Raw genomic sequence first — 17,817 nt, 5'->3', positions numbered from 1 at the left:
GCTCGAAGGGCGTCCGTGCGATACGTCATTGCCTTACGGCGAACCCGGCTTGGGCAGCGGCGAGTTGGCCAACTGCTCGTTGCGTTGGGCGGTGGAGTCGGCCTTTTCCTGCTTGAGATCCTTCTTCGCCGCCTTGCGGTCGGCCTTGTAATCGGCCTTGGCCGCCTTCTTCTGCGCCTTGTAGTCGGCCTTGGCGTCGGCGTCGGCCTGGCGCTTCTGGACGAACGGGTCGTTGGAAGGAACGCCCGAGGCGCTCGTGGCGGGGGCGCTCTGCGCCATTGCGCCGCCGGCCAGGGCCATCAGCAGGGACGGGATCAGGATGTGGCGCGCTTTCATCTTGTTGGTGTTCATGTTCTACCTCCTTGGCGTCAAATGAAAAACAGGAAGACCGGCGTGCCGGCAATCCGTGTAGCCACTATAGGCAAGGGCGCGTCCGGGCTATGTCGGACAAGCCCTGATTTTCGGCTTCGCGGATGCCGCAAATGCGGCGTCCATGCGACGCATCGGCCGGTGTTGCGGCATCGTCCGTCGGACATTGTCGCCCTCGCGATTGCCCTGGGGCATGACTATTGCTAGCGGTTTGCATGCACGAAAGACCGGCCGCGTTCTGAGGCAAAATGAGCGCAGCCCCACCCTCACAACGGAAGCAAGCATGCGTACCAACACCCCGGCCGCGGCCATCGAACCCGATCTGCAACTGGCGCGCGCGCTGTTCGAACAGCTGCGCCGCGACAGCGACGAGCTGCACGGCGTCGCCCACGGCATCACGCGCGACACCTACGGCGCCGGCGAGCAGCGCGCGCATCAGCTGATGGCGCAGACGGCGCATCGATTGGGCCTGGAAGTGACGACCGACGCCGCGCTCAATCTCTACCTGACCCTGCCCGGGCGCAAGCGCGAGGCGCCGGCGGTGATGACCGGCTCGCACCTCGATTCGGTGCCGCGCGGCGGCAACTACGACGGCGCCGCCGGCGTGGTGGCCGGCCTGGCGGTGCTGGCCGGCTGGATCGCCGCCGGCGCGCAGCCGCAGTGCGACGTGACGGTGATGGGCGTACGCGCGGAGGAGAGCGCCTGGTTCCCGGTCTCGTATATCGGCAGCAAGTCGGCCTTCGGCTTGCTGCCGGCCGAGGCGCTGGAGATCCTGCGCCTGGACACGCGGCGCAGCCTGCGCGAGCACCTCGCCGAATGCGGCGGCCGCCCGGCCGGCATCGCCGCCGGCGAGGCGCACCTCGCGCCGGCGCGCATCGCCTGCTTCCTGGAGCTGCACATCGAGCAGGGACCGGTGCTGGTGGAGGCCGGCGAGCAGGTGGGCGTGGTCACCGGCATCTGCGGCAGCCTGCGCTACCGCCACGCGCGCGTGCTGGGCGACTACGCGCATTCGGGCGCGACGCCGCGCAGCCATCGGCGCGACGCGGTGGCGGCGCTGGCCGAAGTGATCGCGCGGCTGCAGCAGGATTGGGCCGCGATGGAGCGCGCGGGCCAGGAGCTGACGCTGACCTTCGGCCAGGTCTATACCGATGCGCAGCAGGCCGACATCAGCAAGGTCGCCGGCCTGGCCAGCTTCGGCGTCGATATCCGGTCGCGCAGCACCGCCAGCCTGCAGGAGATGGAGCGCCATTTGCTGGCCGCGGTGGCGGCAGCCGAGGAGAAGCACGGCGTGCGCTTCGAACTGGGCGAGCGCACCGGCAGCCAGCCGGCGCAGATGGATGCCGTCCTGCAGGATGAACTGCAAGCCGCGGCGCAGGACATGCGGCTCACGCACCGCCGCCTGCCCAGCGGCGCCGGTCACGATGCCGCGCTGTTTGCCAACCAGGGCATCCCGACGGCGATGCTGTTCGTGCGCAACGGCAACGGCAGCCACAATCCCGACGAGGCGATGGAGCTGGACGACTTCGCCGCCGGCGTGCGCGCGCTGGCGCAGGTCATGGCCGGCCGCGCCCGACTTGCGCCGCGGCACTGAAGACAGCGCCGCCTCTCATCCGCCGGGATCTTCGATGAGAGGTTTGATGAGACTTGAACGCCTGCCGGCCCCGGCAGGCGCGCCATGCGTGGCGACCCCGCCACATGCCGGCAGGCAAGCGCGCCATTCATGCCGCTTGCGGCAAGCACCTATTCCCGCCATCCGCAAAAGCCAGTAATCTCAACTGGCACCCGATGCCGTCAAGCCACCGCGATCCGGTCAGCACGTCATAGCCGGCGATGTCCAATAACAACGAACAACAATATTCCTGAGACCTGCGGCGCAAGCCCATTTGATCGGCACACACCATGAACATCCTTTCCAACATGCGGATCTCCAACCGCCTCACCGTCGGCTTCGCCATCGTGCTGGTGCTGGCCATCCTGTCCACCTCGATGGCGCTCTACAGCGCCAGGCGCAACGCCGACGCCACCCGCCAGATGATGGAAATCCCGCTGGCCAAGGAGCGGCTGGTGTCGGACTGGTTCGTCCTGACCTATTCGGCGGTGGTGCGCACCTCGATGATCGCGCGCAGCAGCGACGCCGAACTCTCCAACACCTTCAAGGAAGACATCGAGCAGAGCGTCAAGAACGGCAGCGCGGTCATCAAGAAGATCGAGCCGCTGCTGTCCTCGGATGAAGAGAAGGCGCTGATGGCGGTCATCATCGAGGCGCGCAAGAAGTACCAGGCGGCCAAGGAGCTGGTGATGAACACCCGCAAGAGCGGCGACGCCGCCGCCTCCGAGAAGGCCTACAAGGAAGTCTTCGATCCCGCCGCCAAGGCCTACGGCGCGCAGGTCAACAACCTGCTGGCGATGCAGCGCAAGTCGATCGACCAGCTGGCCGCCGGCATCGACGCCAGCAGCGAGCGCAGCATCCAGCTGATGGTGCTGCTGGGCGTGCTGCTGGTGGCCATCGGCGTGCTGTCGGTGGTGGTCATCTCGCGCAGCATCACCCGTCCGCTGAAGCGGGCGCTGGACGTGGCGAGGATGGTGGCGGCAGGGGACTTGTCGGCCAATATCGAACGCACCGGCCGCGACGAGATCGCCGAGCTGATGGTGGCCCTGCATGAGATGAACGATTCGCTGCGCGTCATCGTCAGCGAGGTGCAGGTCGGCACCGAATCGATCACCACGGCCGCCGGCGAGATCGCCTCGGGCAACTTCGACCTGTCTTCGCGCACCGAGCAGCAGGCCGGTTCGCTGGAGGAGACCGCCGCCTCGATCGAGGAGCTGACCTCGACCGTGAAGCAGAACGCCGAGAACGCGCACCAGGCCAACCAGCTGGCGATGGACGCCTCGGACGTGGCGAAGAAGGGCAGCGGGGTGGTGTCGCAGGTGGTGCAGACGATGAGCGAGATCAACCAGTCGTCCAACAAGATCGTCGACATTATCAGCGTGATCGACGGCATCGCCTTCCAGACCAATATCCTGGCCCTGAACGCCGCGGTGGAAGCGGCGCGCGCCGGCGAGCAGGGCCGCGGCTTCGCGGTGGTGGCCTCCGAGGTGCGCTCGCTGGCGCAGCGCTCGGCGGCTGCGGCCAAGGAGATCAAGCAACTGATCGACGATTCGGTGGGCCGGGTGGACGCCGGCAGCAAGCTGGTCAACGAAGCCGGCGCCACCATGGGCGACGTGGTGGAGAGCATCAAGCGCGTGACCGACATCATGGGCGAGATCTCGGTGGCCAGCCGCGAACAGAGTTCGGGCATCGAGCAGATCAGCCGCGCCGTCACCGAGATCGACGACGCCACGCAGCAAAACGCGGCCCTGGTGGAGCAGGCCACCGCCACCTCCGACATGCTGCGCGGGCAGGCGCAAAAACTGGCGGAGGCGGGACGCAAGTTCAGCCTCGGCCAGCCGTCAGGCGCCCCCGGCCTCACCGGCGCGCCGCGCCGCGCGCGCGACATCACACCGCAACCCCTGCAGCTGACGCCGTCGGCCTGAGCCTCCCTTCGGCGCGCGGCCTGGCGAACGTCAGGCCGTGCGCCGCATGTCCCTTCTCGTTTCCGTTTTCCCGCCATCCAGGCTGCGCAGCCAGCCCTGCCAGAAGTGCTGCGAGGCCGCCTCGAAGGAGCGGCCGTATTGCTCGGCGTCGGCGCGCAGGCCGGCCAGGCTGATGTTGCGCGTATGCGCGATCTCATGGGCGTGGCCGATCAGCCAGCGCTCCACCATGCGCACGTCGAACTCCAGATGGAATTGCAGCGCCAGGCAGTTCTCGCCCCAGGCGAAGGCCTGGTTCGGATACATCTCGGAGGAAGCCAGGTGGCGCGCGCCGTGGGGCAGGTCGAAGGTGTCGCCGTGCCAGTGCAGCACGCGCGTCTCCTGTCCCACCAGCTGGCTGAACCAGGGCAGCTCGCCGACATCCCGCCCGGCGCGCAACGGGCTCCAGCCGATCTCCTTGCCGGAGGTGCCGGGATAGACGCGCGCATGCAGCGCGGCCGCCATCAGCTGCGCGCCCAGGCAGATGCCCAGGGTCGGCAAGTCTTCCAGCAGGCGCGCGCGCAGCCAGGCGATCTCGGCGCGCAGGTAGGGATATTCGGCGGTGTCGTAGACGGCGATGGGGCCGCCCAGCACGATCACCAGGTCGGCATCGAGCGGCGAGACATTGGCGAAGGAATCGACGCCGACGTCGAAGTAACTGACTTCATAGCCGTTCTTCTTGAGCAGGGGCGCAAGCTGGCCCAGGTCTTCGAAGGCGACGTGGCGCAGGGCAAGGGCGGTTTTCATGATGATGGCAGCCGAATGGGTGAGCGGGGCAAGCGGGTGGCCTTGGATCGGCCAACGATATTTCGCTATATCTTAACGTATACAACGAACCCTTGAGGATCTTGCTCAAATCTGTTGAACAAGTTCATTGGAATTTTGTATTGGGCCCATAGTTTCCGCATTGCGTCATCTCAAAGAAGGCGCAAAAGGAGCTGGACACGCCATGGTTGTATTTTTGCAATGTCCTTTTCCATGGCCGATTTCCGGACAATTCAGATCGATTCCCCTTGAAATTGATGCCTTGCGGCGCCATGTCGGTCACCGTTCCGGATACGACTCATGCTGTACGAAAAAACTGATTGTTCTGGTTTTGGGAATTATGTATTCCGGTTTGGAGCCTTTTTCTCGGCGCCTTCCATCCCTAAACTTGGTTTCACGATGAAAGCGAAAAGCGACTGATCCACAAGTGTCGGGCCGGGCTGAATCGCACATCCTATCTCTCACAAGGAAACGATCATGAACACCAAGAACATTGCCAAGAACCTGTTTGCAGGCCTGCTGTTGACTACCGCCGTCGGCGCCGCCATGGCAGAGGCACCCTATCCCGCTGAAACCAAGATCGTGTCGACCAAGTCGCGCGCCGAAGTGATCGCCGACCTGCAACAGGCCCGCGCCAACGGCGAAATCCTGGTCACCGACCGCTATCCCGCCGACAAGCCGCTGGCCTCGACCAAGACCCGCGCCGATGTGGTCGCCGAGCTGAAGGAAGCCCGCGCCAACGGTGAAATCCTGGTCACCGACCAATATCCGGCCGACAAGCCGTTCCACTCGGTGCTGACCCGCAAGCAAGTGCAGGACGAGCTGCAACAAGCCCGTTCGCAAGGCGAAGCCGTCAGCAACAGCAACGCGCTGTAATCGACGACCGCGACACCGCGCCATTGCGATAGCGGCGCGCGCAGTTCAAGCAGTACCGGCAGGAGCGCCACGAGCGCGTCATGCCAAGGGCGCCGGCGATCCCGGCGCGCCACGGTCTCCCAGGCGGGCCCCACGAAAGCGACAGTCTCTCCCCTCGGTCGCAAGTAGTCGGGCCCGCCACCTTTTTATCCTTCGTATTTTTCCCCTGTCGTTCGCCGCGGCCCGGGCCTCAACCCAGGCTCTCCTTCGGCGAGCCCGCGACGATCGTGTCTGGCGCGTCGGCATCGTTGCGCGGCTCGAGCTCGGCGCGCAGGCGGGGCAGGGCGTGCGGATGATTCTTTGCGATGAAGCCGATCATGTGTTCGCGGATCTGGCAGCGCAGGTCGAAGGCGCTGCCGGAGTCGATCGCCGAGACCAGCAGGCGCACCTGCATGCAGCGCTGGTCGGCATCGGTCACGTGCATCACGCAGACGCGCTTGTCCCACAGCGGCAAGGTCCTCACCAGACGTTCGAACTCGTCGCGCACCTCCTTGGCCGGCACCGAGTAATCCAGCCACAGGAAGACCGTGCCCAGGATGGTGGCCGAGGTGTGGGTCCAGTTCTCGAAGGGATTCTCGATGAACCACTGCAACGGCACGATCATGCGCCGCTCATCCCAGATCTTCACCACCACGAAGGTGCCGGTGATCTCCTCGACCCGGCCCCATTCGCCCTTGACGATGAGCACGTCGTCCAGCCGGATCGGCTGCGAGAAGGCGATCTGCAACCCGGCGAAGAAGTTGCCCAGCACCGGCTTGGCGGCGATACCGGCGACGATGCCGGCCACCCCGGCCGAGGCCAGCAGGCTGGCGCCGAACTGGCGCGCGCCGGGCAGGGTCAGCAGCACGAACGACAGCCCCAGCAGCGCGATCAGGAAATAGGCGCTGCGCGAGAGCACCCGGGTCTGGGTCAGGATGCGGCGCGCCCGCAGGTTGTCGGCGATGTCGTAAGGATGCAACTTGATTACCGTGACGCTGATCGACTTCACGCAGCGCATCAGGAACCAGGTCAGCGCCAGCACCAGCGCCACCGAGGTCAGGTAGGAGATCGAGGTCAGGGCGGGGGTGTTGTCCGGCGCCCCGGTCAGCACCAGGCGCAGCATGAACAGGATCACGCAGGCGCGGCCGGAGTTATAGGCGACCTCGGTGGCGGTGGTGGTGAACGGGTGCCCGCGCGCGATGCGCCGCACCAGCGCGGTGCCCAGGCGATGCAGGATCACCGCGACCAGTATCGCCACCAGCGCCACGCCCAGCACGATCAGGCCCGAACGCAGCGGCCCCTCGTTCATGTTGTAGAGAAAATCCAGGTCCAGGCTCATCGCTTCCCTTCCATTTTCCATTTGTTGCCGCAATGCGACGCGGTTTCCGGATTCGAGCAGCGAAGGGGGATTTTGTTTCCGCTTATTTTCCCTGGGGCATCAATGCCGCCGCCAGCAGGCACAGCGTCTCGACCGCGTCGGCCTGGGCCAGGCGCACCGGCGCCGGCCGGCGGCGCATCAAGGCATGCAGCGCGGCGGCGTCACGCGCCTGCAGGGCCGCGCCCATCTCATGCAGCCAGGGCGCCAGGTCCGGCTCGGCTGCCTGCGGGTGCGCCCACAAGTGGCTGGCGGCCGCCGCCAGCCGACGCGACAGTGCAACCGCGGTGCGCCCGGCGCCGCCGGCATGGTCGTCGCGGCCGCGCTCGCGCATCAGGCGCTGCAGCAACAGGCCGGCCTCGACATTGGCCACGCAGGCGTCGCGCCGGTGCGCATGCATGCGCGCCAGGTCGTCGGCCTCCTGTGCGCCTTGCACGGCGTCGATCAGGTAGGCCAGGTTGAGCTGCACCATGCGCAACAGCTGGCTGCGCGCGTCGCCGCCCTGGCGGCGCGGCCAGAACAGGTAGCTGGCCGCCACCGCCACGGCCGCGCCGATCACGTTGTTGCCGGCGCGCAGCGCGGCATTGGCCAGCTGCTGCGCCGGATCGGTGCCGACGTCGGCCACCAGCACGAACACCGGCGTGAGGAAGGTGGCGTACAGGCCATAGCTGACCGGGCGCAAGGCCATGGTCAGCACCGTGAGCGGAAACACCAGAACCGCCAACGCCAGCGGCGTATGCGCCACCAGGCACAGGGCGATGGCCAGCGCGCCGCCGACCACGCTGCCGACGGCGCGCTCCATGCTGCGCGACCAACTGTCGGCCACCGTCGGCTGCATCACCAGCATGGTCGCCATGGTGGCCCAGTAGCCGAAGGGCAGCTCCAGCAGATGCACGATCAGGTAGGTGAGGCCGGCCGCCGCCGCGCAACGCCAGGCATGATGCAGCTCGGCCGAACCGGCGGAGGCGTGCTGCGCGGCCTTGCGCCATAGCGCGCGCAAGCGATGCAGCAGCAGGGAGATGCCATGCGGCCGCGGCGCGGTCTCGCGCGCGGCCGATTTCAGCCCACCCGCATCGGCGGCCGCCTCGCCCGCCGCCAGCGGCGCGTCGACCAATTGCAGCACGCGGCCGGCGCCGCTGGGCAGGCGCGCCACCAGCTGGCGCAGCCGCAGCATGATGCGGGCGTCGTCGTCGGCGGCGATGGCATCGCCCGTGGCCATGGCGCGCTGCATGCCCTGCAGCAGCCGGGCGATGGCCGCCAGCACGCGCGCGGTGCGGCGCCGCGCCTCCGGCGGCTGGTAGTGCGTCAGGCGCAAGTCGGCCAGTACGGTAATGCAATCGAGCAGCTCGCCGGCGCGCGCCAGGCGCACCAGCAGGTTTTCATACAGCCGCCGCGACTCGGTGCGCTCGGCCGCCACGGCGGCCAGCGCGCGATGCGCGGCGGCGATGTCGAAGCGCGCGTGGCGACGCGTGTGCGCGGCCAGTTCGGCCGCGTGCGCCAGCTGCGCCGGATCGTCGCGGCCATCGATGCCGTCGCGGGCGGAGCCGAGCGCCGCCAGCTCCGCCAGCGTGCCGTAGACGCGCGCCACGGCCCGGCGCGCCGGCGCGAACGGGTGGATGCGCCACACCGTCAGGCCCAGCAGCATGGCCCACAGGCAACCCGCGAAATAGATCAGCACGTGGCTGTGCTGCGGCGGCCACAGCACCGTCGGGGCATCGGCCATGATGGCCGAGACGCCGGCCGCCAGCATCAGCACCAGCCCGGCGGCGGCGCCGTAGACGCGCGAGAAGCCGGCCGCGCCGGCGCACGCCATGATGGCCAGCAAACCCGTGCCCACGCCGATGCCGGCGGCACCGGCGGCCAGCATGCCGCCCAGCGTGGAGGCCAGCGCGAAGCCGCCCATCGACGCCAGCCGCGCGCGGCTAGAGCCGGCGCTATCGGCCAGGCAGGTGAGGAAGGCGCCGATGGCGGCCCATGAGAACAGCGGATTGCCCAGCCACTCGCCCAGCAGCAGCATGGCGCTGGCGCCGCAAGCGGCGCGCAGCCCCTCGGAAAGATTGGCGTTGCGCAGGGGGAAGCGGATGCGCCAGCGTTCCAGCTGCTGCCGACAGCGGCGCAGGCATGTCTCGATCGACGAATGGAACAGGGAGCGACAGGAAGTCGATAGCGGCGGCGGCATGCTATGGAGGAGAGGGCGTGGACGTGGGAGCAAGGGTGCCGATGCCCGCGCGACTTCATTCCACGGCGGCGTCATTCCGGTTCCGCCGCCGCGACCGGCGGCCGCGGCGGACATCGGCAGCAGGCAGTATAGGAAGCGGGTTGCATTCCCTGTATGACTAAAGTTCCCATGTTGTATTCGGACTGGGAATAGCCTTGTTGCGGCCCGATGCTGGCAGGAAGAGACATCTGCACCGCTGAACGCCGCTGGGTCCTGACCTTCGTCAGGACGACAGGGATTTGATAACTTGGATCCCAATACCTTCGAGCTTGCTCATGCCCTGTCGTCCCCGCGAAGGCGGGGACCCAGTGACTTTCGTCGCGCCTCCGCTCCGAAGAAAGAAAGGAAAGGAGTCCCTACTTTCCGCCCGCGAACAACTCCCCACTGAGTTCCATCCACGCCCGCGCCGCATGCGAGAGGTAGCCGCCGCGCGTGACATAGGCGACCTGCCATTGCACCTCGGGCTCGACCAGGCGCACCGCCTGCAGCTGGTCGGTGGCGATGCGGTGGATGAAGGGCTCGGGCAACAGCGCCGCGCCCATGCCGGCCAGGGCCATCGCGACCAGCCAGTCCCACTGGCCGCTCTGGGCGGCGATGCGGGGCGCGATGCCGAGTTCGCGGAAGCTGCCGCGCAGGCTGCGGGTGAGGCCGAACTCGTTGTTGAGCATCACCAGCGGCATGCCGTCCAGCTGGGCGCAGCGCAAGGTGCTGCGGTTCTTCTGGAAGCTGCCGGCCTGGGCCACGGCCCAGATCGGATAGCGCGCCACCGGCTTGACCTCCAGTTGCAGCCCGGGATCGACCGGCAGCACCGTCATGCCGATCTCCAGCTCGCCGCTGGCCACGCCCTGCTCGATCTGCGGGCCGGTGTCTTCCTTGAGGACGATGGCGATGTCGGGGTGGCGTTCGCGGAACGCCTTGAGCACCGGCGTGCACAGGATGTTGATCATCGGCGGGATGCCGATCTCCAGCCTGCCCTGGCGCAGCGCCTTGGTGTCGCGCACCTCGGCGTCGAGGCGCTGCATCGACGCCAGGATCTGCTGGCCCTGCTCGTAGACCACGCGGCCGGTATCGGTGAGCTGCAGCTTGCGGCCGTCGCGGATCAGCAGCGGCGCCGCCACCTCCTCCTCCAGCTGGCGCACCATCTTGCTGACGGTGGACTGGGTCACGTGCAGGGCGTCGGCGGCGCGGCTGAAGCTGTTCAGGCGCACCGTTTCGGTGAAATAGCGCAGGGCGCGGATGTCCATGGCGGCAAGGCTTTCGGGGTCGATTTGCGAGAGATCAAGGTATGCGCATTCCGACTGGAACGACGGAATTTAAATCATACAGCGCATAGCGGCCGCCTCCTATACTGGACCGAAACAAGAATGCAAGAAGTCCGTTCGGCCCGCCACACCGCCGCCTGCACGGATGCACTTCTCCCTTTCCAAAAGAAACCGAGCAGGAGCAACAACATGGACAGCCAGCGTATCCGCCAGCCTGAATTGGCCGGCAAAGTCATGTCGGCCGAAGCGGCCGCCTCTTTCTTCCACAACGGCATGACCATCGGCATGAGCGGCTTCACCCGCGCCGGCGACGCCAAGGCCATGCCGCGCGCGCTGGCCGCGCGCGCCGCGCATGAGGAACTGCGCTTTACCGTCATCACCGGCGCCTCGCTGGGCAACGACAGCGACGCCCTGATGGCCAAGGCCGGCCTGCTGGCGCGGCGCCTGCCGTTCCAGGTAGACGCCACGCTGCGCGGCAAGATCAATGCCGGCGAGGTGATGTTCATCGACCAGCACCTTTCCGAGACCGCCGAGCAGCTGCGCAACGGCACGCCCTCGCACATCGACATCGCCGTCATCGAGGCCGCCGCCATCACCGAGGAGGGCATCGTGCCGACCATGTCGGTGGGCAATTCGGCCAGCTTCGTCGAGCAGGCCAGGTACATCGTGATCGAACTCAACACCAGCGTGCCGCTGGCGATAGAAGGCCTGCACGACATCTACCTGCCGGCCGGGCGGCCGGCGCGCGGGCCGATCCCGCTGACCGCGTCGGACCAGCGCATCGGCCGCGCCACCATCGCCTTCGACCCGGCCAAGGTAGTGGCCATCGTGATGACCGAGACGCCGGACAGCCCGTCCTCGGTGCTGCCGCCGGACGACGAGACCAACGCCATCGCGCGCCACGTGATCCATTTCCTCGAATCCGAAGTGGAGGCCGGCCGCCTGCCGCACACGCTGGCGCCGCTGCAGGCCGGCATCGGCACCATCGCCAACGCGGTGCTGCACGGCCTGGTGGACTCGCCCTTCCGCGACCTCGCGATGTATTCGGAAGTGCTGCAGGACAGCGCCATCGAGCTGCTGGACTCCGGCCAGCTGGCCTTCGCCTCGGCCTCGTCGATCACGCTCTCGCAGGCCAGGTACGAACACTTCATCGCCAACATCGAGCGCTACCGCGACAAGCTGGTGCTGCGCCCGCAGGAGATCAGCAATCATCCGGAACTGGTGCGGCGGCTGGGCATCATCGGCCTGAACACGGCGCTGGAGTTCGACATCTACGGCAACGTCAATTCCACCCACGTGGGCGGCACGCACATGATGAACGGCATCGGCGGCTCGGGCGACTTCGCGCGCAACGGCCAGATCTCGATCTTCGTATCGAAGTCGGTGGCCAAGGATGGCGCGATCTCCAGCGTGGTGCCGATGGTCTCGCACGTGGATCACAGCGAGCACGACGTCGACGTGCTGGTGACCGAATGGGGCCTGGCCGACCTGCGCGGCCTGGCGCCGCGCGAGCGCGCGGTGAAAGTGATCGAGCATTGCTGCCATCCGGATTACCGGGGCCAGCTGCGCGACTACTTCGAGCGCGCCAGCGCGGCCGGCGGGCATACGCCGCACCTGCTGGGCGAGGCGTTTGCGTGGCACCAGCATTACGCGCAGCACCGGACGATGCGTTTGGGTTGCGTTCGCTGACGACGCTGGGTCCCTGCTTTCGCAGGAACCCGGCGACTTTCGTCGCGCCGCCCCTCAATCCTTCTTTTTCCCCTTCCCGGCATCCCACCCCACCGCTCCCCGCACCGCCGCCGGCATCGCCTCCTTCATGGTGTCGATGAAATGCCGCAGCCGCGCCGGATAGAAGCGCGCGTAAGGATAGAGCAGCGATACCGGCAGGGGATCCGGCAACCACTGCGGCAGCAGCTGCACCAGGCGCCCGGCCGCGACGTCCTCGGCCAGGATCCAGGAAGAACCCACGGCCACGCCCATGCCCTCGATGGCGGCGTTGCGCAGCGCGTACAGGCTGTCGGTGACCAGTTGCGGTCGGAAAGCAATGTGCTTCTGCTCGCCGCTGACGGCATGCGTGAGCGTGACCTCGCGCCGATAGAACGCCGGGATGGCGATCCAGGGCAGGCTCGCCAGGTCGGCCGGATGCTGCGGCAAGGGCTTGCCTTGCAGCAGGGCGGGGGCGACCACCGTCATGCGCGGCACCTCGGCCAGGTGGATCGCCACCAGCGAAGGGTCGTGCACGTCGCCGACCTCGATGGCGCAGTCGATACCGTGGGTGATGAAGTCGGCTGCGCGGTCGTGCAGCAGCCATTCCACCGTGATGCGCGGATGGCGCCGCATGAACTCGGCCAGCGGGCCGATCAGCTGTTTCTGCCCGAAGGCGTGCGGCACCACCACGCGCAGCGCGCCTTCGGCCTGCAGGCGCGCGCCGCGCAACTCGTTCTCGAACTCGTCCCAACCCGCCAGCAGGTCCTTGGCGCGCTCGTAGCAACGCTCGCCGTCCTCGGTCATCTTCATCGCATGGGTGGAGCGCTGCAGCAGGCGCACGCCCAGCGAGCGCTCCAGCGTCTGCAGGCGGCGGCTGACGGTGGGCTGGGTGGTGCCCAGTTGCGCGGCGGCGGCCGACAGGCTGCCGGCCTCGACGATGCGCACGAAGGTCTGCATCAGCTCGATGCGGTCGGTCAAACCGGCGGGAGAGAGCGCCGGGGCGGGGGCGGTGGGCTTGGTCATACGGTGAACGTATATCAATTCTGCCCTTTGCGCTACTACCGTATGCGAGTCCATCGGCGCAGAATCCGGTTCAACGCTGGCATACAAGGGGTTTCCAGGACCAGCAGCGAAGCAAATTCACCGGAGTTTCCACCATGAGCAGCATTCCCAAGACGCATACAGTACAAGCCGCCGCGGCTACCGCGGCCTCTACCGGCGCCGGCGCGCATGCCCAGCATGCCGCGCCCGGCCTGTCGCCCGCGCTGATCGGCCTGCTGGCCACCGGCGCCGGCCTGGCCGTGGCCTCCCTCTATTACTCGCAACCGATGCTGGGCGTGCTGGCCGACGACATCGGCGCTTCCGAGCGCGCCGTCGGCATGGTGCCGATGTCGACCCAGCTCGGCTATGCGCTGGGCATCCTGCTGCTGGCGCCGCTGGGCGACCGCTACGATCGCCGCCGCATCATCCTGATCAAGGCCGCCATCCTGACCGTCGCGCTGCTGCTGGCCGGCGCCGCCTCGGGCGTGGGCATGCTGCTGGTGGCCAGCCTGGGCGTGGGCCTGACCGCCACCATGGCGCAGGACATCGTCCCGGCGGCCGCCACGCTGGCGCCGGAGCAGAGCCGCGGCCGCATCGTCGGCACGGTGATGACCGGCCTGTTGCTGGGCATCCTGCTCTCGCGCGTGGTGAGCGGCTTCGTCGCCGAGCACTTCGGCTGGCGCGCCATGTTCGTCGGCGCCGCCGCCAGCATCGCCGCCATCGGCGTGGCCGCATGGCGCGGCCTGCCGCGCTTCCACCCGACCACGCACCTGCGCTACGGCGCGCTGCTGGGTTCGTTGGCCACGCTGTTCAAGAAGCATGGCGCGCTGCGCCGCGCGGCCCTGGCGCAAGGCCTGCTGTCGATCGGTTTCTCGGCCTTCTGGTCGACCCTGGCGGTGATGCTGCATGGCGCGCCGTTCCACCTGGGCAGCGCCGCCGCCGGCGCCTTCGGCCTGGCCGGCGCGGCAGGCGCCCTGGCCGCGCCGCTGGCCGGCCGCATCTCGGACAAGAAGGGTCCGGAGCTGGTGACCCGCCTGGGCGTGGGCCTTGCCACCGTGTCGTTCGCCGCGATGGCGCTGTCGCCGTGGTTCTCGACCCAGGGCCAGCTGGTGCTGATCGCGCTGGCGGCGATCGGTTTCGACCTCGGCGTGCAAGCCACCCTGGTGGCGCACCAGAGCATCGTCTACAGCATCGAACCCGGCGCCCGCAGCCGCCTGAACGCGGTGCTGTTCGTGGGCATGTTCATCGGCATGGCCGCCGGCGCCGCCTTGGGCAGCCTGGCGCTGGCGCAGTGGGGCTGGATCGCGGTGATCGCGCTGGCCACGCTGAGCTCGGTGCTGGCGCTGGCGGTGCGCCTGTGGCCGGGCGCGGCCCGGGCCCGCTGATTCTGCCGACACGCAAGCCCTGGTTTTACGCAAGCGGCCCCGGTGCGAACCGGGGCCGTTTTTTCTATTCCTAGGCTGAAAGCCCAGTGACAAGAATCATTCTCATTTATAATCGGCCCGTCTAAAAACAGGGAAACGGCCGCCGTGCATGCCGCGCGGCCGAAGGGGCCAACAATGAAGAGCAAGACCTTGCGCGGCTGGTATGCGGTGCACCGCTGGACCAGCCTGATCTGCACCATCAACCTGCTGCTGCTGTGCGTGACCGGCCTGCTGCTGATCTTCCATCACGAGATCGACGACCTGCTGGGCCAGGGGCACCAGAGCGCCGCGGTTGCCGCCGGCACGCCCCGGCCGACGCTGCAGCAGCTGGTCGACAAGACGCTGGCCGCCAATCCGGGCACGGCGATGAAATCGCTGAGCTTCTTCGGCGAGGACGGCGACCACTTCGTCGGCGTGCGCATAGGCCCGCCGGGCGTGGCCAGCCTGCGCGAAGGCACCTCGGTGTTCTACAACGCCGACTCCGGCGACAAGCATGCGCTGGGCGGCGACGAGACCTTCACCGGCTTCATCCTCAAGCTGCACGTCAACCTCTTCCTCGGCTTCCCCGGGCAGCTCTTCATCGGCGTGGTCGGCCTGGTGTTCGTGCTGAGCATGGTCAGCGGCATCGTGCTGTACGGCCCCTTCATGCGCAAGCTGGCCTTCGGCCTGGTGCGCTTCGGCCGCCAGTGGCGCATCGTGCAGGCCGACCTGCACAACCTGTCGGCCATCGCCGTGATGGTGTGGGCGCTGGTGGTGGGACTGACCGGCGCCTTCCTGTCGCTGTCGCCGCTGATCATCGGCGTATGGCAGAAGACCGAACTGGCCGACCTGATCCGCACGCTGCCGGCGGCCGCGCCCGCGGCGCTGATCGCCCCCGACCGCGCGGTGCAGGTGGCCGCCGAGGCGGTGCCGGGCAAGGACCTGGCCTATGTCTTCTACCCCGGCTCCGAATACGCCACCGCGCGCCACTACATGGTGGTGCTGCGCGGCCATACCGAGCTGGAGAAGCGCGTCTTCAACATCGCCGTGGTCGACGCCGAAACGGGCGCGCTGGCCGACCGGCGCGGCATGCCCTGGTACATGCAGGTGCTGCTCTTGTCCGCTCCCTTCCATTTCGGCGACTACGCCGGCATGCCGCTGAAGATCCTGTGGGCGCTGTTCACGGTGCTCACCACGCTGGCCACGGTGACCGGCCTGATCATCTGGATGAAGCGCAGCAGGAACGCGGTGCGCCAGATCGACGCGGCGGAAGCCGCCATCGCCGGCGCCGCCCTCAAGGAGCAAGCATGAACGGAACCTGGAGCTGGCCGCTGTTGCTGGCGGCGCTGACATTGCTGGGACTGGCCGCGGGCATCTTCGGCGACGGCGTGTGGGACTGGCTGTGCTGGGCCGGCCTCGCCGTCCCGGTATGGGTGGTGGCGCGCAAGCTGCGCCTGCATTGGCGGGCGCGAGCGCGTCCCGACGCCTGAGAAGCCGGGTTTTCCGCTGCCCGATGTCCGATTCGCCTTGTCCTTGACGCCGTTTTACTTAATAATAATTCTTATTTAGATTTGACGCGCTTGGCATCCAGGGAGGGAGCATGACCGTCGGCGGCCTCAGCAAGAACGAATTCCTCAGCCTGCTGTTCCGCGAGCACCACGGGTGGCTCGCGGCCTGGCTGCGCAAGAAGACCGGCTGCCCGCACCACGCCGCCGACCTCGCGCAGGAAGCCTTCGCCCGCATCCTCTGCCTGGCCGACCCGGCCGCGCTGCAGCAGCCGCGCGCCTTCATGGTGACCACCGCCACGCGCCTGATCATCGACGAGGAGCGCAAGCGCAAGCTGGAGCTGGCCTATCTCGACGCGCTGGCGCTGATGCGCGATTCGCACCAGGCGTGCGCCGACAGCCCGGAGCAAATCATGCTGGCGGTGGAAGCGCTCGACGCCATCGCCGCCATGCTCGAGGGCCTGGCCGAGAAGCCGCGCCGGGCCTTCCTGATGAACCGCCTGGATGGCCTTTCGCACGGCGAGATCGCGGCCGAGCTGAAGGTCTCGGCCAGCATGGTCAAGCAATACCTGGCCGCCGCCGCGCTGCATTGTTACCGCGCGCTCTATCCCGCCGCCCCCGACATCCGCACCGCATAAGCCCCCATGAACACCGCCTGCCCGCCCGAGCGCCAGCCCACGATGGAACCCGACCAGCACACGGTCGAGCAGGCCATCGACTGGCTCACCCGCCTGGGCGCGGGCGAGCTCGGCCTGGAAGGGCGCAGCGCCTACCGCCGCTGGCGCGAGCAGGATCCGCGTCACGCGCTGGCCGCGCAGCGCCTGGAACAGATGTTCGCGCGCTTCGACGGCCTCGTCTCCGGCCCGGCCGCCTCGGCGCTGGAGGCGGTCGCGCCCGCGCGCAAGCGCGGCCATGCCGCCGCGCGTCGCGCAGTGGCGGCCGGCATCGTGCTGGCGCTGGGCGCCGGCCTGTGGGCCATGATGCCGCAGGCGCGCTACTGGAGCGCCGACTACCGCACCGCCGCCGGCGAACGGCGCACGGTGGAGCTGCCCGACCACAGCACCCTGACCCTGAACAGCCGCAGCGCGGTAAACGTGCGCTACGAGGCCGGCCGGCGCAGCATCGAACTGCTGCGCGGCGAGATCCTGGTGGACGTGGCCCACATCGAGCGCCCGCAGGAGCGCCCCTTCGCCGTGCGCACCGAGGACGGCGAGGCGCGCGCGCTGGGCACGCGCTACCTGGTGCGCGACGACGGCCGCGGCACGGTGGTCACGGTGCTCGAATCGAAGGTGCGCGCGGCCAGCGCCGACGGCGCCTCGGCGCGGATGCTGGCGCCGGGCGAGCGCGCCACCATCACGCCCGCCGCGATCGGCCCCACCGAGAAACTGGATGCCGAGCTGGCGGCGAGCTGGACCAGCGGCCGCCTGGTGGCCGACAACATGCCGCTGGTCGAGGTGCTCGACGCGCTGGCGCGCTACCGCGGCGGCATGCTGCGTTACGATCGCGCGCAACTGGCGCGGCTGCGCGTATCCGGCGTGTTCGCGCTGGACGACCCGGATCGCGTGCTGCAGACGCTGCAATCGGTGCTGCCGATCCGCGTGGCGCGCTACTCGCCGCTGCTGTCGGTGGTGAGCGCGGCCGCCGGCAACTAGCATCGTCAAAAAATTTCCGCGCGGCGCTGTCCCTTTGGATTTCTGCTTCGTCATGG

General features: G+C 68.2%; 15 protein-coding genes. 9 read left to right on the top strand and 6 right to left on the bottom strand.

Annotated elements, in window-relative coordinates; translation table 11 throughout:
• Window positions 1-33: 33 nt before the first annotated feature.
• Complete coding sequence (locus tag Herbaro_RS00320; protein ID WP_446719293.1) at window positions 34-351, bottom strand: hypothetical protein; 318 nt, start codon at window positions 349-351, stop codon at window positions 34-36.
• A gap of 301 nt (window positions 352-652) precedes the next feature.
• Here Herbaro_RS00320 and Herbaro_RS00315 point away from each other — a divergent pair, with 301 nt between their 5' ends.
• Window positions 653-1,960: a Zn-dependent hydrolase gene (locus tag Herbaro_RS00315; protein WP_275011878.1), complete on the top strand. Its 1,308-nt coding sequence runs from the start codon at window positions 653-655 to the stop codon at window positions 1,958-1,960.
• Between the two features lie 308 nt (window positions 1,961-2,268).
• Window positions 2,269-3,903, top strand: coding sequence for a methyl-accepting chemotaxis protein (locus Herbaro_RS00310; protein WP_275011877.1), 1,635 nt, complete (start codon window positions 2,269-2,271; stop codon window positions 3,901-3,903).
• A 30-nt stretch (window positions 3,904-3,933) separates the two neighbouring features.
• Here Herbaro_RS00310 and Herbaro_RS00305 read toward each other — a convergent pair whose 3' ends face one another.
• Complete coding sequence (locus Herbaro_RS00305) at window positions 3,934-4,686, bottom strand: glutamine amidotransferase (protein WP_275011876.1); 753 nt, start codon at window positions 4,684-4,686, stop codon at window positions 3,934-3,936.
• Between the two features lie 495 nt (window positions 4,687-5,181).
• On the opposite strand from Herbaro_RS00305, the gene Herbaro_RS00300 reads away from it, so the two are divergent.
• Window positions 5,182-5,580, top strand: a complete 399-nt coding sequence (locus Herbaro_RS00300; RefSeq protein WP_275011875.1) for a DUF4148 domain-containing protein — start codon at window positions 5,182-5,184, stop codon at window positions 5,578-5,580.
• A gap of 229 nt (window positions 5,581-5,809) precedes the next feature.
• Here the strand turns inward: Herbaro_RS00300 and Herbaro_RS00295 are convergent, their stop codons facing one another.
• The 3 genes from Herbaro_RS00295 to Herbaro_RS00285 form a co-directional block, all read right to left on the bottom strand.
• Window positions 5,810-6,937, bottom strand: coding sequence for a mechanosensitive ion channel family protein (locus Herbaro_RS00295; RefSeq protein ID WP_275011874.1), 1,128 nt, complete (start codon window positions 6,935-6,937; stop codon window positions 5,810-5,812).
• Between the two features lie 82 nt (window positions 6,938-7,019).
• Window positions 7,020-9,152 carry an FUSC family protein gene (locus Herbaro_RS00290; RefSeq protein ID WP_275011873.1) on the bottom strand — a complete coding sequence of 711 codons (2,133 nt, stop codon included), beginning with the start codon at window positions 9,150-9,152 and terminating at the stop codon, window positions 7,020-7,022.
• Between the two features lie 395 nt (window positions 9,153-9,547).
• Entirely contained in the window at window positions 9,548-10,435 is an 888-nt protein-coding gene (locus tag Herbaro_RS00285) for a LysR substrate-binding domain-containing protein (protein ID WP_275011872.1), read from the bottom strand.
• Window positions 10,436-10,642: 207 nt separating this feature from the next.
• On the opposite strand from Herbaro_RS00285, the gene Herbaro_RS00280 reads away from it, so the two are divergent.
• Window positions 10,643-12,142, top strand: coding sequence for a succinyl-CoA:acetate CoA-transferase ScpC (locus tag Herbaro_RS00280; protein ID WP_275011871.1), 1,500 nt, complete (start codon window positions 10,643-10,645; stop codon window positions 12,140-12,142).
• Between the two features lie 54 nt (window positions 12,143-12,196).
• Here Herbaro_RS00280 and Herbaro_RS00275 read toward each other — a convergent pair whose 3' ends face one another.
• Entirely contained in the window at window positions 12,197-13,183 is a 987-nt protein-coding gene (locus tag Herbaro_RS00275; protein WP_275011870.1) for a LysR family transcriptional regulator, read from the bottom strand.
• Window positions 13,184-13,317: 134 nt separating this feature from the next.
• Here Herbaro_RS00275 and Herbaro_RS00270 point away from each other — a divergent pair, with 134 nt between their 5' ends.
• The 5 genes from Herbaro_RS00270 (at window position 13,318) to Herbaro_RS00250 (ending at window position 17,761) form a co-directional block, all read left to right on the top strand.
• A complete protein-coding gene (locus Herbaro_RS00270; protein WP_275011869.1) occupies window positions 13,318-14,586 on the top strand; it encodes an MFS transporter in 1,269 nt (422 codons plus the stop codon).
• A 174-nt stretch (window positions 14,587-14,760) separates the two neighbouring features.
• Window positions 14,761-15,915, top strand: coding sequence for a PepSY-associated TM helix domain-containing protein (locus Herbaro_RS00265; RefSeq protein WP_275011868.1), 1,155 nt, complete (start codon window positions 14,761-14,763; stop codon window positions 15,913-15,915).
• Window positions 15,912-16,094 (top strand): hypothetical protein, encoded by a 183-nt coding sequence (locus tag Herbaro_RS00260; protein WP_275011867.1) that lies wholly within the window; start codon window positions 15,912-15,914, stop codon window positions 16,092-16,094. Before Herbaro_RS00265 ends, Herbaro_RS00260 begins: the two co-directional genes overlap by 4 nt.
• 110 nt (window positions 16,095-16,204) lie before the next feature.
• A complete protein-coding gene (locus tag Herbaro_RS00255) occupies window positions 16,205-16,747 on the top strand; it encodes a sigma-70 family RNA polymerase sigma factor (RefSeq protein ID WP_275011866.1) in 543 nt (180 codons plus the stop codon).
• Between the two features lie 6 nt (window positions 16,748-16,753).
• Window positions 16,754-17,761 (top strand): FecR family protein, encoded by a 1,008-nt coding sequence (locus Herbaro_RS00250; RefSeq protein ID WP_275011865.1) that lies wholly within the window; start codon window positions 16,754-16,756, stop codon window positions 17,759-17,761.
• Window positions 17,762-17,817: the final 56 nt, after the last annotated feature.

It is taken from the genome of Herbaspirillum sp. WKF16, assembly GCF_028993615.1.
Lineage (GTDB): Bacteria > Pseudomonadota > Gammaproteobacteria > Burkholderiales > Burkholderiaceae_D > Herbaspirillum.
Note: the sequence above shows the minus strand (reverse complement) of the source record. Positions and strands in the feature narration are given on the sequence as shown.

What these genes read in the sequence shown, in the direction of transcription:
- Herbaro_RS00250 (WP_275011865.1), top strand. Translation starts at nt 16,754, where the DNA reads ATGAACACCGCCTGCCCGCCCGAGCGCCAGCCCACGATGGAACCCGAC.
- Herbaro_RS00300 (WP_275011875.1), top strand. Translation starts at nt 5,182, where the DNA reads ATGAACACCAAGAACATTGCCAAGAACCTGTTTGCAGGCCTGCTGTTG.
- Herbaro_RS00270 (WP_275011869.1), top strand. Translation starts at nt 13,318, where the DNA reads ATGAGCAGCATTCCCAAGACGCATACAGTACAAGCCGCCGCGGCTACC.
- Herbaro_RS00255 (WP_275011866.1), top strand. Translation starts at nt 16,205, where the DNA reads ATGACCGTCGGCGGCCTCAGCAAGAACGAATTCCTCAGCCTGCTGTTC.
- Herbaro_RS00275 (WP_275011870.1), bottom strand. Translation starts at nt 13,183, where the DNA reads ATGACCAAGCCCACCGCCCCCGCCCCGGCGCTCTCTCCCGCCGGTTTG.
- Herbaro_RS00290 (WP_275011873.1), bottom strand. Translation starts at nt 9,152, where the DNA reads ATGCCGCCGCCGCTATCGACTTCCTGTCGCTCCCTGTTCCATTCGTCG.
- Herbaro_RS00305 (WP_275011876.1), bottom strand. Translation starts at nt 4,686, where the DNA reads ATGAAAACCGCCCTTGCCCTGCGCCACGTCGCCTTCGAAGACCTGGGC.
- Herbaro_RS00295 (WP_275011874.1), bottom strand. Translation starts at nt 6,937, where the DNA reads ATGAGCCTGGACCTGGATTTTCTCTACAACATGAACGAGGGGCCGCTG.
- Herbaro_RS00260 (WP_275011867.1), top strand. Translation starts at nt 15,912, where the DNA reads ATGAACGGAACCTGGAGCTGGCCGCTGTTGCTGGCGGCGCTGACATTG.
- Herbaro_RS00280 (WP_275011871.1), top strand. Translation starts at nt 10,643, where the DNA reads ATGGACAGCCAGCGTATCCGCCAGCCTGAATTGGCCGGCAAAGTCATG.
- Herbaro_RS00285 (WP_275011872.1), bottom strand. Translation starts at nt 10,435, where the DNA reads ATGGACATCCGCGCCCTGCGCTATTTCACCGAAACGGTGCGCCTGAAC.
- Herbaro_RS00310 (WP_275011877.1), top strand. Translation starts at nt 2,269, where the DNA reads ATGAACATCCTTTCCAACATGCGGATCTCCAACCGCCTCACCGTCGGC.
- Herbaro_RS00315 (WP_275011878.1), top strand. Translation starts at nt 653, where the DNA reads ATGCGTACCAACACCCCGGCCGCGGCCATCGAACCCGATCTGCAACTG.
- Herbaro_RS00320 (WP_446719293.1), bottom strand. Translation starts at nt 351, where the DNA reads ATGAACACCAACAAGATGAAAGCGCGCCACATCCTGATCCCGTCCCTG.
- Herbaro_RS00265 (WP_275011868.1), top strand. Translation starts at nt 14,761, where the DNA reads ATGAAGAGCAAGACCTTGCGCGGCTGGTATGCGGTGCACCGCTGGACC.